The organism is Methyloligella halotolerans, assembly GCF_001708935.1.
In the GTDB taxonomy this organism is placed as follows: domain Bacteria; phylum Pseudomonadota; class Alphaproteobacteria; order Rhizobiales; family Methyloligellaceae; genus Methyloligella; species Methyloligella halotolerans.
The window spans coordinates 219067-232364 of the sequence record NZ_MASI01000001.1 but is presented as its reverse complement, the minus strand read 5'-3'; the positions used below and the strand labels follow the sequence as shown (position 1 = coordinate 232364).

Genomic DNA, 13298 nt, shown 5'->3' with positions numbered 1-13298 from the left:
CCATGATCGGACATCGCCACATCTTTACTGGCGCAAGCACCCCGCCACCGTCTGGTACGGCGGTACTGCGCCGGTTGTTCGGCGCACTCGCGCTGATGACCATCGCCCTCGCCTGCTCCATGGCCGCCCCGGCACCTGCCGCGGCCCAGAGCGAGCAGTCCATCGTGATGCTCGTCAACGACGATCCGATCTCCGCCTACGATATCGAGCAGCGCACGCGCTTCCTCGCCATCACCTCCCAACAGCAGCCCAACGCCGAACTCAAGAAGAAGGCGGAGGATATGCTGATCGAGGAGCGCCTCCAGATTCAGCAAGGCAAGGAGCTGAAGGTCTTCCCAGACGAGGCCGACGTGAACAAGGTCGTGTCGAACATGGCCTCAAAGAACAAGCTTACGGCCGATGGTCTGGCCGCCGCGCTGGGCAAGGCCGGAATCAACATCAAGACCCTCAAGGATCGCATCCGCGCTCAGCTCGTCTGGCAGGACGTCATCGTGCAGAAGTTCCGCCACACCGTGAATGTTGGCGAAAGCGATATCGACGAGGCCCTGTCCCAGGCCGACACCGGAAGCGTGGCCCAGAACACGAATTTGGCCCTCCTGAAGATCCGTTTCTCGGCCCGGGGCGATGCGGCGATCGCCCGGCAGCTTGCCCAGGCGGATACGCTGCGCACCCGGTTCCGGACCTGCGAGCGCACCGAGGCGCTCGTGAAGGATTTTCCGGGCGCGAGCATGCAGACCATCAATCAGACCCGGGCGACCAACGTCCCCCAGCCGGCCCGCACCATGCTGATGCATGCGGATGTGAACACCATGATCGCCCCGACGATCTCCTCGGGAAGCGTGGATGTCTACGTTCTCTGCGGCAAGGAAAGCACTTCCGACGTGCCGCTGGAACGCGACACGGCCAAGCGCGAGTTGATGACCAAGGAGATGAAGGTAAGCGCCGAGAAGCTCCTGCGCGACCTCAAGAACGACGCCTATATCGAGCGCCGCTGACGTCGCGCCACCAGGGCTCCCACCGAGCCATCATCGAGCGTATCCATCGTCGAACGCCCTGACCGAAGGGCCCAAGATGAAGGGCCCAAGATTAAGCATCCGATGACTGAGCATCCCATCGCGTTGACCATGGGTGATCCGGCCGGAATCGGCCCCGATATCACCCTCGCCGCCTGGATACGGCGGAAGGACGAGCGGTTGCCCGTCTTCTTCCTTCTCGGCGATCCGGACGTCCTGACGTCCCGCGCCGCGCTGCTCGGCCTCGATGTTCCGCTGTGTATCATCGACGAGCCGGACGAAGCTCTCGAGGCTTTCTCCGACTCGCTCCCCGTCATGCCTATCGCCGTCGCCAGCGCCGTAGAACCCGGCAAACCGGACGGCGCCGCCGCCCCGGCCATCTTGGGCGCGATCGAGCAGGCGGTCGATCTGGTCCGCGGCGGCCTGGCGAGCGCGGTCGTCACCAACCCGATCAGCAAGGCAGTGTTGACCCGCGCCGGCTTCGCCCATCCCGGCCATACGGAATATCTCGCCAGCCTCGGTGCGGAGCCCGGCGAGACGCTTCACCCGGTGATGCTGCTGTCGTCCGATGCATTGAAAGTCGTGCCGGTCACCATTCATATGCCGCTGAGATCCGTCCACGATGTGCTGACCACGGAGCTCATCCTCCGCACCATCCGCATCGTGCATGAGGACTTCCGCCGCTATTTCGGGATCGAAACCCCGCGCCTGGCGCTGACCGGCCTCAACCCCCATGCCGGCGAAGACGGCACCTTGGGAGACGAGGAAGAGCGGATCATCCTTCCCGCGATCGATACGGCCAGGGCGGAAGGGATCCACGTCATAGGTCCCTACCCGGCCGACACCATGTTCCATGCGGCGGCACGCGAGAACTACGATGTGGCGCTCGGCATGTATCACGACCAAGCGCTCATCCCCATCAAGACGCTGGCGTTCGAGACCGGCGTGAACGCGACGCTCGGCCTCCCCTTCGTGCGGACTTCGCCCGACCACGGCACAGCCTTCCCACTCGCCGGCAGCGGCAAGGCCAAGCCGGAGAGCCTGATCGAAGCACTCCGCCTCGCCGATGCCATGGCCAAGCAGGCCGCCGCGAGCAGCGCCGCGTGAGCGTTCCCGAAGACGGACTCCCACCCTTGCGCGAGGTGATCGCGGCCCACGACCTTCGCGCCAAGCGCAGCTTGGGCCAGAACTTCCTGCTCGACCTGAATCTCACCCGGCGCATCGCTCGCGCGGCCGATCCGCTCGACGAAGCGGCGATAGTGGAGGTCGGCCCCGGTCCCGGCGGCCTCACCCGCGCGCTCCTCATGGAAGGCGCCCGAAAGGTCGTCGCCATCGAGCGCGATGCCCGCTGCCTTCCGGCCCTGGCGGAAATCCAGGCTGCCTATCCGGACCGTCTGGATGTGGTGGAAGCGGATGCGCTCGGCTTCGACTATGCAGGCCTCAATCTCCCCGAGCCCGCGCGAATCGTCTCGAACCTCCCCTACAGCGTCGGCACACCGCTTCTCCTGGGCTGGCTGAAGAGCGATCCATGGCCGCCTTGGTTCGACCGCCTCGTGCTCATGTTCCAGCGCGAGGTGGCCGAACGCATCGTCGCCAAACCCGGCGGCAAGGACTATGGCCGCCTCGCCGTCTTCGCCGGCTGGCGCTGCGACTGCCGCCTCCTGTTCGGGGTGCCGGCCCGCGCCTTCACGCCCCAGCCGAAGGTGGATTCCGCGGTGGTCGAGCTGGTGCCCAAGACCAATCCGGCCCCGTCCTGCAACCCGGCAATGCTGGAAAAGGTGACCGCCGCCGCTTTCGGTCAGCGTCGCAAGATGCTGCGCGGGGCTCTCAAGAGGCTGTCGCCTGAGATCGAGACCGTTTTGGAGAGCCTCAACATTCCTCCGACCGCTCGCGCGGAGGAACTGCCGATCGCCGATTTCTGCAATCTGGCGAACGCCCTGGAAAGAGCGTCCTAGCGCAGCGGCCTCAGAGATCGGCCAGCAGCGACTTTACGAAGGGATCGATCCCGGTTTGGCGATCGCGGCGCACGCGCTCAGCCGCAAGCACCGCCTTCAGAAAGGCGAGAGATCGCTCCACGTCGGAATTCACGATCACGTAATCGTACTCTTCCCAATGCTGGATCTCGTTGCTGGCGCCCTGCATGCGCTTTTTCACCACGTCCTCGTGGTCCTGGGCGCGCTGCCTGAGTCTCTCTTCCAGTGCGCGTGCCGAGGGCGGGAGCACGAACACCGAGACGACATCCCTTGCCGCATTCCCCCGCAGCTTCTGGGCCCCCTGCCAGTCCACATCGAAAAGCACGTCGCGGCCCATGGACAGCGCGTCTTCGACAGGCTTCCGCGGCGTGCCGTAGCGATTGTCGAAGACCACCGCCCATTCCAGGAAGGCGTCCTGGCTCTGCATCTCGATGAAGCGGTCGTGATCGACGAAGAAATAGTCGCGTCCCTCCTGCTCCCCGGGCCGCGGCGGCCGGGTGGTGCAGGAGATCGACATTTCGAGCCCATCGTCGTCCTCGAGCAGCCGGCGCGCCAATGTGGTCTTGCCGGCGCCCGACGGCGACGACAGAACCAGCATCATCCCCCTGCGCGCGATCTCTTCGCTCATCCCAGCCTCACTTCCCCGCCTCTCCTCATACGCATCGCCTTCGCGCTTCTCTTGCGCGCCTCATTCGATATTCGCCACCTGCTCCCGGAACTGATCGATCACGCTTTTGAGCGCGAGCCCGGCATGGCTGACCTCGATGCCGTTCGCCTTCGAGCAGATGGTGTTGGCCTCACGATTGAACTCCTGCGCCAGGAATTCCAGCTTCCGCCCTATCGGTCCCGCCTCGGCCAATAGCGCCCGCGCGGCCGAGACATGGGCCGTAAGACGGTCGAGCTCTTCCTGCACATCTGCCTTGGAGGCCAACAGCACCGCCTCCTGATGCAGCCGGTCGGGATCGAGAGAGGAGTCCCCCTCCGTGAGCCGGGCGATCTGTTCCGACAGCCGTTCGGCAATCGCCTGGGGTTGCCGCGAGGCGGCGCCGGAAATCTTCCCGACCAGCCCGTCGATCTCAGCAAGCTGCGCCTCGACGATCGCCCCGAGCCGCTCGCCTTCCGCGGCACGGGACGCCGTCAGCCCTTCGAGCATCCGGTCGAGACCTGTCAGAAGAGACGTCTCGAGCGCCTTGCGCGCCTCTTCGCTTTCGTCGCTATCGACGGTCTCCACCACACCGCGCATGGCAAGCAGGCTTTCCAGGCTCGGCGCCGGCATGTCGGCGATCTCCGCCGCCGCCTTCGCGACCGCAAGCGCCTGGCGCAGGCCCGCCTCGTTCAGGCGGATCTCGCCCGCCACGATATCGCGCTGGATACGCAAGGAGATCGAGCAGTTTCCGCGGGCGAGTGCATTCTGGCAGCGCTGCCGGGCGTCCCGCTCCAGCCCGTCAAACCCGGGTGGCATACGGAAGCGAAGCTCGAGATTGCGGCCGTTGACGCTCCGCCCTTCCCATTGCCAGCGGGTGTCCTCATGGACGCCGTCGCTGGCCGAAAAACCCGTCATGCTCATTACGGTCATGGGTGACGCCCTGCTTCTCGGATTGATCTGCTCCGCCCGGCTTATAGGCCGAGTCGCTCGGTTTTACGCAAACCGCACGCCCTCATCCAGCCGCAAGACCGTTCGACGGTTAAGACGAGAATCCTACCGTTTGCGCCGAGGGGCACCCTTTAGACAGCGAGCCGCGCTACGGTGCGGCGTCGAGCTTCGGGTTGCGCTTCGGCAAGGGCGGCTGACCGTCACCGCCCCCCTCTGCCGGAATCCCGGCCGAGGCCGCGAGCCCGGCCTCGGCATCGCCGTCGACCCCCGGCTCGTCCGTGCTGGCGGCACCTTCCTGCGCCTCACGCTCTTCTTCTTCCTTCTCGCGCTGACGCTGAATGCGGCGCCATGCGGCGACATTCTCGTTATGGTCGGTGAGCGATGCAGCAAAGGCATGGCCGCCCGTCCCATTCGCAACGAAGTAGAGCGCGTCCGTCTCGGCGGGGTTCAGGGTGGCGAGAATGGCCGACCGTCCCGGATTGGCAATGGGCGTCGGCGGCAAACCGTCGATCTGATAGGTGTTGTAGACGGTCTTCTTGTCGAGCTCGCTCTGCAGGATCCGCCGGCCGAGCTTCCCTTCGCCGCCGACCAGCCCATAGATGATCGTCGGGTCGGATTGCAGCCGCATACCCTTCTTCAGCCGGTTCTCGAACACCGCTGCGATCTGCGGCCGCTCCTCGTCTACCCCCGTCTCCTTCTCCACGATCGAGGCGAGGATGAGCGCCTCCTGGGGCGTATCGATGGGGAGATCCGAAGCGCGGTTCTTCCAGTGCTCGGCCATGAAGACCTGCTGCGCCTGCGCCATCCGCTTCAGGATATCTTCCCGGCTCTCCCCCCTGCGGAAGAGATAGGTGTCGGGCAGCAGGGAGCCTTCCGGCGGGATCTCGGTGATTTCCCCCGTCAGCTCCGGATGATCGAGCAGCTTGCGGACCACCTGCTGGCTCGTCAGCCCCTCGGCGACGGTCACCTTGTGACGGATGCTCTTGCCTTCCACCAGCTTGTCCAGCACATCCCGCATGCTGGTCCCGGGCTCGAACTCGTACTCGCCCGCCTTCAAGGTGGAGTTGTCCTTCAGGTAGTTGAAATAGAGAGAGGTGGTGACGAAGATCCGCCGATCAGCGATCACGCCTTCGTTTTCCAGCTGCTCGCCGATGGCGCTCACACCGCGCCCTTGCGGAATGACGACGACCTTCGCCGTCTCGAGCGGGCCCGGCTTGTCGAACTGGACCTTCAGGAAATAGAGCGACCCTACCCCAATGCCTGCGGCAACCAGGATGAGGGTCAGGAAACGATTGATGATTCTCAAGAACGGATGCATCTGCACATTCCGCGGCTCGCGTTCCGGCCGTGCAGGCGCAGGCCGCGGCTGAAGCGCCTCTGCAGGACTGCGCGGTCTCGGTGCAAAGCTGCGTTCCCCTTGATCGGTTGGTGAGAGCGTATCGTCCCTATCGGATCCCGATTGCTCCCCGCCGGTCATGGACATGAGGCGAAAGCCTTAATGTGGTGGCAACACCGTCTATCCCCTGGGGACAAAATATGGCTAAAGCCGGGACACGCTGACAAGAGAAAGGTCCGCCGTCCTCAAGCGTCGTAGCGCCGCAAGACGAGCGATGCGTTGGTGCCACCAAAACCGAAGGAATTCGACAGAACCGTATCCACCGTGCGCTGCTGCGCATTGTGGGGCACGAGGTCGATCGCCGTGTCGATTGAAGGATGGTCGAGATTCAGGGTCGGCGGCACGATGTTGTCGCGAATCGCCAGGGTGGAGAAGATCGCCTCCACCGCGCCCGCGGCGCCCAGCAGGTGCCCGGTGGCCGACTTCGTCGATGACATGGCCGTCTTGCCGGCCGCGTTGCCGAACAGCCGCTCGACCGCGCCGAGCTCGATCTCGTCGCCCATGGGGGTCGAGGTGCCGTGAGCATTGATGTAGTCGATATCCACCGGTTCGATGCCCGCCCGGTTGACCGCCGCCATCATGCAGCGATAGGCGCCGTCGCCGTCTTCCGCAGGAGCGGTGATGTGATACGCATCGCCGGAAAGACCGTAGCCGATGACTTCGGCATAGATGGTCGCGCCGCGCGCCTTGGCGTGCTCGAGCTCTTCGAGCACGACGACGCCGGAGCCCTCGCCCATGACGAAGCCGTCGCGATCCCGGTCATACGGCCGGGAGGCCTTGGTCGGATCGTCGTTGAAATGGGTGGAAAGCGCCTTGCACGCGGCGAACCCCGCCAGCGCCAGACGGCAGATCGGCGATTCCGTGCCGCCCGCCAGCATGACGTCCGCGTCCCCAAGGCCGACCAGACGGGAGGCATCGCCGATGGCATGCGCGCCCGTGGAGCAGGCCGTGACCACCGCGTGGTTGGGGCCCTTCAGACCGTGGTGGATCGAAATATAGCCGGAGGCCAGATTGATCAGCCTGCCGGGAATGAAGAACGGGCTGAGCCGCCGCGGTCCCTTCTCGTTGAAGAGAAGCGAGGCTTTCTCGATGCCCTGAAGACCACCGATGCCCGACCCGATCATCACGCCCGTGCGGATCTGGTCTTCATAATCGGTGGGCTTCCAGCCGGCATTCTCCAGCGCCTGGGTCGCAGCGGCCATGGCGTAGATGATGAAATCATCGACCTTCCGCTGCTCCTTCGGCTCCATCCAGTCATCTGGATTGAATGTGCCGTCGCTGCCGTCTCCGCGCGGGATCTGGCAGGCGATCTGACAGGAGAGATCCGACACGTCGAACTGATCGATACGACGCGCAGCGCTCTGACCTGCAGTCAGCTTTTTCCATGAGGCCTCGACGCCGCACGCAAGCGGCGAGACGAGACCCAATCCTGTGATGACGACACGTCGCATCGGGCGCTTTATGGAATCCGGTTAGCGGCCGCCAAGGGGCGGCCGGTCATGGAGACAAGTCGGACGCCTATCGGGCCCGACAGGCGAAAATCCGCCTAGGAGCTGTTCTTTTCGAGGAACTTGATGGCGTCGCCGACGGTCAGAATCGTCTCTGCCGCGTCGTCCGGAATCTCGCAACCGAACTCTTCTTCAAACGCCATGACCAGCTCAACCGTATCGAGGCTGTCGGCCCCCAGGTCGTCGATAAAGCTAGCATTCTCGGTCACCTTGTCGGCTTCTACACCGAGATGCTCGACCACGATCTTCTTAACACGCTCTGCGATGTCGCTCATGTCCGCCTCACAGTCCTTCTGTCAGTCCTTAGGCCTCGCACGTCCCCCCTGGAGCCCCGGCTCACGGCCTAACAAACCTCCGAGCGGTGATAATCGTAGGGTCGATAGCGAGTGGGATTTTTCCTTGATTAGCCCCACAAAGCGGCGTTTGGGTAACACACTTTCCGGGACATTGCCAGCAGCCTCGAGCCAAAGAAAGGCCCTTCGAATTGAGGCCGATACTTCCGGTTTTCGTCTCCTAAATCAACGCTTACGCCATTACCATCCCGCCGTTGATATGCATGGTTTCGCCGGTGATATACCCGGCCTCCTCGCTGGCGAGATACACAACGGCGGCCGCGATATCCTCCGGCGTACCGAATTTCGCGGCCGGAATCGCAGCCGCAATAGTCTCCACCTGCTTCTCTGTCAATGCATCGGTCATGGGCGTCTGGATGAAGCCCGGAGCGATGCAGTTCGCCGTGATTCCGCGGGCCGAAACCTCGCGGGCGAGCGATTTCGTCATGCCGACCAGCCCCGCCTTGGAGGCGGCATAGTTCGGCTGACCGGGATTTCCGATCACCCCGCTGATCGAGGCGATGTTTACGATACGGCCGGCCCGGCGGCGCATCATGTTGCGCAGGATCGTCCGGGTCAGGGTAAAGACCGAGGTGAGATTGACGGCGATCACGTCGTCCCACTCCTCGTCCTTCATCCGCATGAAGAGATTGTCCCGGGTGATGCCGGCGTTGTTCACCAGGATGTCGACCTGGCCGAGCTTCTCTTCGGCATCCTCGCCGAGCTTCGTCACCGCGGCACGGTCGCGAAGATCGCACGGCAGCACATGGACCCGGTCGCCGAGTTCCTTGGCGACCTCTTCGAGCTTCTCCGCGCGCGTGCCGGAGATGGCCACCGTGGCGCCCTGCCCGTGCAGCGCGGCGGCGATGGCGCCGCCGATACCGCCCGTGGCACCCGTGACGAGCGCGTTCTTACCGCTCAAGTCGAACATCTACCGGTCTCCTCCTGATCCTTCGCCGCGCTCAGCCAGCAAGCTCGCCAGCCGCGGCATCCACCTCTTCGGCGGTGCCCACGCTCTTCGCGTCAATACCTTCAAAACGACGGGCGATGCCAGTCAAGACCCGTCCGGCGCCAACCTCATAAACTGCTTTAACGCCTTGGCCTGCAGAAACAGCATGGATTCGCGCCAGCGGACACTGCCTGTGACCTGTTCAACCAGCCGCTTGCGAATCTCTTCCGGATCGGTGATCGGCTCCGCCAGCACATTCGCGACCAGCGGAACGCACGGCGCCTTGATCTCGATTCCGGCCAGCGCCTCCTGCATGGCATCGGCGGCAGGCCCCATCAAGGAGCAGTGGAACGGCGCGCTGACCGGTAGCGGCACCGCACGGCGGGCACCGTATTCCGGCGCGAGCTTGATGGCGCGGTCGATGGCCGCCTTGGCGCCCGAAATCACCACCTGGCCAGGCGCATTGTCGTTCGCGACCTCGCAGACATCCCCTTCCGCTGCCGCCGCGGCCAATTCCTTCGCCTGGGGCAGCTCGGCGCCGAGCAGCGCCGCCATGGCGCCCTCTCCCACCGGCACGGCCTCCTGCATGGCCCGTCCGCGCGTCTTCAGAAGCCGCGCGGCGTCGGCGACGCTCAGAGCTCCGGAGGCGGCGAGCGCGGAATATTCTCCCAGGGAGTGGCCGGCGACATAGGTGGCGACCTTCGGAAGCGACACACCCTTCTCCTCGAGCGCGCGCATAGCCGCCAGCGACACCGCCATCAGCGCCGGCTGGGCATTTTCCGTCAGCGTCAGCTCGTCTGCAGGCCCTTCGAACATCAGCTTCGACAGGTCCTGCGACAGCGCCTCGTTCACCTCGTCGAACACGGCTTTCGACGGCGCAAAGCTTTCGGCAAGCGCCTTGCCCATGCCAACCTGCTGGCTACCCTGGCCGGGAAAAAGGAATGCGTTGCTCATAACGATCCTGCGCGTAAAACCTGATATCGAGGGGATTGTCGTCTAAGAAGCGCGCCAGAGACACCGTTTGCCCCTGCCCTGTCAAGGTGGGCTGCGGTGCCAAGCGGACGCACATACCGTATTTATATTCGGCCGGCATCGTGCAACCCGTGTCTTGCCCACCGGGTTATGTCACATGTCTGCCAATCAATAATTTTCTGGAGGAGACTCTATGACAAAGCTTTCGGCCCTTTTCTTGGCAGTGCTCATCGGCAGCAGCGCCACCGCCTTAGCCGCCGAGCCCAAGGTATGGCCGTTCGCCGAGAAGGCGCCGCGCGATCCGGCCCTCGGCCTGCTCCAGAAGGTCGACAGCCTTGAGGTTTCGGTCACCGACATCGATCCCAAGCTCGTGACCATCGATGTGAAGGCCACCGCGCCGCGTCCCGGCTACACGGATGTGACCTTGGTCAATCGCCCCGGCAAGCTGAACGACCGCATCTTCGCCTTCGAGCTGCGCGGCCGTCCGCCTCAGCAGCCCGCCAAGGACGTCGAGCCGACCGAGATGACCGCTGGCGGCACCTATAAGGACGCTCCGGTCGGCGAGATCGAGGTCATCGAGATCTATGCCGAACAAAACTGCGTCGCCTATTCTCTGGCGGAAAAGAAGACCGTGGAGTGCACCACGCGCGTACCGCAGGACGAGACGCTATAGACGCCGCCGACGCGCGGCCCCGCGGGCGCGGCTTGGCAGGCTGTCCCCCGACGGTCTCTTTAGCCGCCCCGGCCGCTTGCAAATGATGAAAACACCGCTATAAAGCGGCCACCCGAAACCGCTTCGGTCGGGGGCTGAAAGGAAGGTCGCGCTAAACAGCGCGATAGGCTGATCGCTAAATCAGCGGATTTGCCGGCTTCCCGTGTCTCCGCTCCTTGAGAACTTTTCTTGAGCCTTCCTTCTTGAGCGCTCGAGAGAGGCTTCGCGCCGAAGCAAACGAAGAAGGAATGGTACTCCATGCCTCTTTATGAGCATGTCGTGCTTGCGCGCCAGGATATTTCCAGCCAGCAGGCCGACTCTCTCCTCGAAGATCTGAAGAAGATCGTCGAGGACAATGGCGGCTCCGTCGGCAAGACCGAGAACTGGGGCCTCAAATCCATCGCCTACCGGATCAAGAAGAACCGGAAGGCGCATTACGCCCTGATGAACATCGATGCGCCCACCGAGGCCATGACCGAGCTGGAGCGCCAGGAGCGCCTCCACCAGGACATCCTGCGGACCCTGACGATCCGCGTCGATGAGCTGGAGGAAGGTCCCTCCGCACAGATGCGTCGCTCCGATGAGCGCGAAGGCCGCGGACGCGGCGATCGTGGAGATCGCGGTGACCGTGGGGATCGTGGCGACCGCCGGGGACCGCCCCGCGATCGTGAGCGCAGCGAACACCGCAGAGACGACAGAGAGACTTCTAAGGAGGACGCATGAACGCGGCCCAAGCCCCTCGGCGCCCCTTCTATCGCCGCCGGAAGACCTGCCCGTTTTCCAGCGATAAGGCACCGAAGATCGACTACAAGGACGTCAAGCTGCTGCAGCGCTACGTTTCCGAGCGCGGCAAGATCGTGCCGAGCCGGATCACGGCTGTCTCGGCCAAGAAGCAGCGCGAGCTGGCCCGCGCCATCAAGCGTGCCCGCTTCCTCGGCCTGCTGCCTTATCTGGTGCAGTAAGCCAGCTTAGACGAACGACGAAATCCATCGCGGTTGGGCCGGTCCTCAAAGGGACCGCCCCTAACCCCTTCCGACGAAGGCGGGACAGCTTAGACAATGCCACGGCAATACCTCATCGGCTTCGGCGCCGGCGTCATCTCCGCAACCCTCGTGGGTGCGGCCGCCGTCTCGAAAGCGCTAGCCGGAATTCTCCTTTATTTGGCACCCCTGCCCCTCTGCCTGGCCGGCTTCGGCTGGGGGAGCCGCGCGGCCCTCGTCGCCGCCCTCGCGGGCGGTTTGGTGATGGCGCTCAGCTTCGGGCCTGTCGCCGGGATCGTCTTCCTGATCTTCCTCGGCGCGCCATTCGCCTTCTTCTGCCGTCTCATGCTCCTGTCGCGGGCACCGGAGAATCAGGAGGGTGTCGGCGCCATCGCCGTCGAATGGTACCCGGCAAGCCGCCTGGTCGGATGGGCGGCGGTAATCGCAGGCGTGCTGGCCACCTTCGCGATCGTCGCTCTCGGCTTCGACGATACGGCGTTGCGCGAGACCATCCAGAGCGAGCTCCAGGGCGCCACGGGTGCTGCCCTCGATCCCGAAGGCACCCTTCTCACGCCTGAAAATATCGAGACCCTGAGCAGGACCCTGGCCAAGATGATGCCGGCCATCTTCTCCGTCGGCTGGCTCACCACCGCCCTGCTCAATCTGTGGATCGGCGGAATGATCGTCGAGGCATCGGGGCGCGCCTTGCGGCCCTGGCCGCAGCTCGATGCGCTGGAGCTGCCGAACGCCGTCTTCTTCGCCCTCGTCGGCAGCCTGGCCGCATCCTTCCTGCCGGGACAGATGGGGCTGATCGGAACCGCCTTCGCCGGCGCATTCCTTCTCGCCTTCGTGCTGCAGGGGCTGGCCGTCATCCACGCCGCCACCCGCGGCATGTCTACCCGCGGCCTGATCCTCGCCGCTGTCTATGTCGGCATCTTCATCTTCGGATGGCCGGCCATCGTCGTCGCAATTCTCGGGATCGCCGAACCCATGCTCAACCTGCGTGGCCGGGCGGCGAACCGGAACACCCCAGACTGAACAAGCAAGTTTGCAATAGGAGCGTAACATGGAAGTCATTCTGCTTGAGCGCGTCGGCCGTCTCGGCCAGATGGGCGACACCGTCAACGTCAAAGACGGCTTCGCTCGCAACTTTCTCCTGCCCCAGGGCAAAGCCCTTCGGGCCACTACCGCCAACAAGAAGCGCTTCGAGAACGAGCGCGCCCAGCTTGAGGCCCGCAATCTCGAAGCCAAGCAGGAAGCCGAAAAGCTCGCCGAGCGGATCGAAGGCCAGACCTTCATCATCATCCGCCAGGCCGGCGAGACCGGTCACCTCTACGGCTCCGTCGCGACCCGCGACATCGCCGAGGTGGTCACCGAGGGCGGCTTTTCCCTCGACAAGCGTCAGGTGCTACTCGACCGTCCCATCAAGATGCTGGGCCTGAAGGACGTCCCCATCCAGCTTCACCCGGAGGTCGAGCCGACCATCACGATCAACGTTGCCCGCTCCGAGGACGAAGCCGAGCGTCAGGCCCGCGGCGAGGACGTGAATCGTCCGCTGGATGAGCAGGAAGAGGAGCGCCGCGAGGCTCTGGAAGCTGCCGAGGAGTTCTTCGAAGAAGGCACCGAGCTTCCTGAAGACGTCGATACGACCGAAGAGGAACTCGCAGCCGAAACCGCGGATGTGACGGAAGATCAAGCAGATAACGAGTCCGATGAGGACGATTCTGCCGAAGCATCCGACGAAGAAGAGAAGTCCTAACCCTAGCGACAATTTCGGACTGTAAAATTACCCGGCACCTGTGAGATAGTTTCTATTATTTCCCGGGTCGCCGGGTGCGAATCGCGCTTGGCACATCCCGATGCCGAAAC

14 protein-coding genes and 1 pseudogene are annotated in these 13298 nt (G+C 64.1%); 8 read left to right on the top strand and 7 right to left on the bottom strand.

From position 1 onward, the window contains the following. Nucleotides 1–2: 2 nt before the first annotated feature. The 3 genes from A7A08_RS01210 (at nucleotide 3) to rsmA (ending at nucleotide 2968) form a co-directional block, all read left to right on the top strand. Complete coding sequence (locus tag A7A08_RS01210; protein ID WP_083226345.1) at nucleotides 3–995, top strand: SurA N-terminal domain-containing protein; 993 nt, start codon at nucleotides 3–5, stop codon at nucleotides 993–995. A gap of 102 nt (nucleotides 996–1097) precedes the next feature. Then, complete coding sequence (gene pdxA, locus A7A08_RS01205; protein ID WP_069093733.1) at nucleotides 1098–2120, top strand: 4-hydroxythreonine-4-phosphate dehydrogenase PdxA; 1023 nt, start codon at nucleotides 1098–1100, stop codon at nucleotides 2118–2120. Beyond that, nucleotides 2117–2968 (top strand): 16S rRNA (adenine(1518)-N(6)/adenine(1519)-N(6))-dimethyltransferase RsmA, encoded by an 852-nt coding sequence (gene rsmA / locus A7A08_RS01200; RefSeq protein WP_069093732.1) that lies wholly within the window; start codon nucleotides 2117–2119, stop codon nucleotides 2966–2968. Before pdxA ends, rsmA begins: the two co-directional genes overlap by 4 nt. Before the next feature lie 10 nt (nucleotides 2969–2978). Here the strand turns inward: rsmA and gmk are convergent, their stop codons facing one another. From gmk to fabD, 7 genes and pseudogenes are all read right to left on the bottom strand, one after another. After that, nucleotides 2979–3614, bottom strand: coding sequence for a guanylate kinase (gene gmk / locus A7A08_RS01195; RefSeq protein WP_069093731.1), 636 nt, complete (start codon nucleotides 3612–3614; stop codon nucleotides 2979–2981). A gap of 60 nt (nucleotides 3615–3674) precedes the next feature. After that, nucleotides 3675–4562 carry a YicC/YloC family endoribonuclease gene (locus tag A7A08_RS01190; RefSeq protein ID WP_069093730.1) on the bottom strand — a complete coding sequence of 296 codons (888 nt, stop codon included), beginning with the start codon at nucleotides 4560–4562 and terminating at the stop codon, nucleotides 3675–3677. A 166-nt stretch (nucleotides 4563–4728) separates the two neighbouring features. Continuing rightward, nucleotides 4729–5898, bottom strand: coding sequence for an endolytic transglycosylase MltG (mltG, locus tag A7A08_RS01185; protein ID WP_069093729.1), 1170 nt, complete (start codon nucleotides 5896–5898; stop codon nucleotides 4729–4731). Nucleotides 5899–6161: 263 nt separating this feature from the next. Then, nucleotides 6162–7427, bottom strand: coding sequence for a beta-ketoacyl-ACP synthase II (gene fabF / locus A7A08_RS01180; RefSeq protein ID WP_069093728.1), 1266 nt, complete (start codon nucleotides 7425–7427; stop codon nucleotides 6162–6164). Nucleotides 7428–7522: 95 nt separating this feature from the next. Beyond that, nucleotides 7523–7759, bottom strand: a complete 237-nt coding sequence (locus A7A08_RS01175) for an acyl carrier protein (protein WP_069093727.1) — start codon at nucleotides 7757–7759, stop codon at nucleotides 7523–7525. Between the two features lie 250 nt (nucleotides 7760–8009). After that, the gene (fabG, locus tag A7A08_RS01170; RefSeq protein ID WP_069093726.1) at nucleotides 8010–8747 is read right to left on the bottom strand and encodes a 3-oxoacyl-[acyl-carrier-protein] reductase; all 738 of its coding nucleotides are present in this window, start codon (nucleotides 8745–8747) and stop codon (nucleotides 8010–8012) included. Between the two features lie 31 nt (nucleotides 8748–8778). After that, nucleotides 8779–9719: pseudogene (gene fabD, locus A7A08_RS01165) on the bottom strand (ACP S-malonyltransferase). A 211-nt stretch (nucleotides 9720–9930) separates the two neighbouring features. Here fabD and A7A08_RS01160 point away from each other — a divergent pair. The 5 genes from A7A08_RS01160 to rplI all read left to right on the top strand — a co-directional run bounded on the left by A7A08_RS01160 (nucleotide 9931) and on the right by rplI (nucleotide 13188). Continuing rightward, nucleotides 9931–10410 (top strand): hypothetical protein, encoded by a 480-nt coding sequence (locus A7A08_RS01160; protein ID WP_069093725.1) that lies wholly within the window; start codon nucleotides 9931–9933, stop codon nucleotides 10408–10410. A gap of 297 nt (nucleotides 10411–10707) precedes the next feature. After that, a complete protein-coding gene (rpsF, locus tag A7A08_RS01155; protein ID WP_069093724.1) occupies nucleotides 10708–11172 on the top strand; it encodes a 30S ribosomal protein S6 in 465 nt (154 codons plus the stop codon). Beyond that, a complete protein-coding gene (gene rpsR, locus A7A08_RS01150; RefSeq protein WP_069093723.1) occupies nucleotides 11169–11411 on the top strand; it encodes a 30S ribosomal protein S18 in 243 nt (80 codons plus the stop codon). Before rpsF ends, rpsR begins: the two co-directional genes overlap by 4 nt. Before the next feature lie 96 nt (nucleotides 11412–11507). Beyond that, complete coding sequence (locus tag A7A08_RS01145) at nucleotides 11508–12467, top strand: DUF2232 domain-containing protein (protein ID WP_069093722.1); 960 nt, start codon at nucleotides 11508–11510, stop codon at nucleotides 12465–12467. 28 nt (nucleotides 12468–12495) lie between these two features. Next, nucleotides 12496–13188 (top strand): 50S ribosomal protein L9, encoded by a 693-nt coding sequence (rplI, locus tag A7A08_RS01140; RefSeq protein WP_069093721.1) that lies wholly within the window; start codon nucleotides 12496–12498, stop codon nucleotides 13186–13188. The last annotated feature ends 110 nt before the right edge of the window (nucleotides 13189–13298 follow it).

Bases quoted from the DNA above. Each gene is read 5' to 3' on its own strand.
- A7A08_RS01210 (WP_083226345.1), top strand. From the start codon at position 3: ATGATCGGACATCGCCACATCTTTACTGGCGCAAGCACCCCGCCACCG.
- pdxA (WP_069093733.1), top strand. From the start codon at position 1,098: ATGACTGAGCATCCCATCGCGTTGACCATGGGTGATCCGGCCGGAATC.
- gmk (WP_069093731.1), bottom strand. From the start codon at position 3,614: ATGAGCGAAGAGATCGCGCGCAGGGGGATGATGCTGGTTCTGTCGTCG.
- A7A08_RS01190 (WP_069093730.1), bottom strand. From the start codon at position 4,562: ATGACCGTAATGAGCATGACGGGTTTTTCGGCCAGCGACGGCGTCCAT.
- mltG (WP_069093729.1), bottom strand. From the start codon at position 5,898: ATGCATCCGTTCTTGAGAATCATCAATCGTTTCCTGACCCTCATCCTG.
- fabF (WP_069093728.1), bottom strand. From the start codon at position 7,427: ATGCGACGTGTCGTCATCACAGGATTGGGTCTCGTCTCGCCGCTTGCG.
- A7A08_RS01175 (WP_069093727.1), bottom strand. From the start codon at position 7,759: ATGAGCGACATCGCAGAGCGTGTTAAGAAGATCGTGGTCGAGCATCTC.
- fabG (WP_069093726.1), bottom strand. From the start codon at position 8,747: ATGTTCGACTTGAGCGGTAAGAACGCGCTCGTCACGGGTGCCACGGGC.
- A7A08_RS01160 (WP_069093725.1), top strand. From the start codon at position 9,931: ATGACAAAGCTTTCGGCCCTTTTCTTGGCAGTGCTCATCGGCAGCAGC.
- rpsF (WP_069093724.1), top strand. From the start codon at position 10,708: ATGCCTCTTTATGAGCATGTCGTGCTTGCGCGCCAGGATATTTCCAGC.
- rpsR (WP_069093723.1), top strand. From the start codon at position 11,169: ATGAACGCGGCCCAAGCCCCTCGGCGCCCCTTCTATCGCCGCCGGAAG.
- A7A08_RS01145 (WP_069093722.1), top strand. From the start codon at position 11,508: ATGCCACGGCAATACCTCATCGGCTTCGGCGCCGGCGTCATCTCCGCA.
- rplI (WP_069093721.1), top strand. From the start codon at position 12,496: ATGGAAGTCATTCTGCTTGAGCGCGTCGGCCGTCTCGGCCAGATGGGC.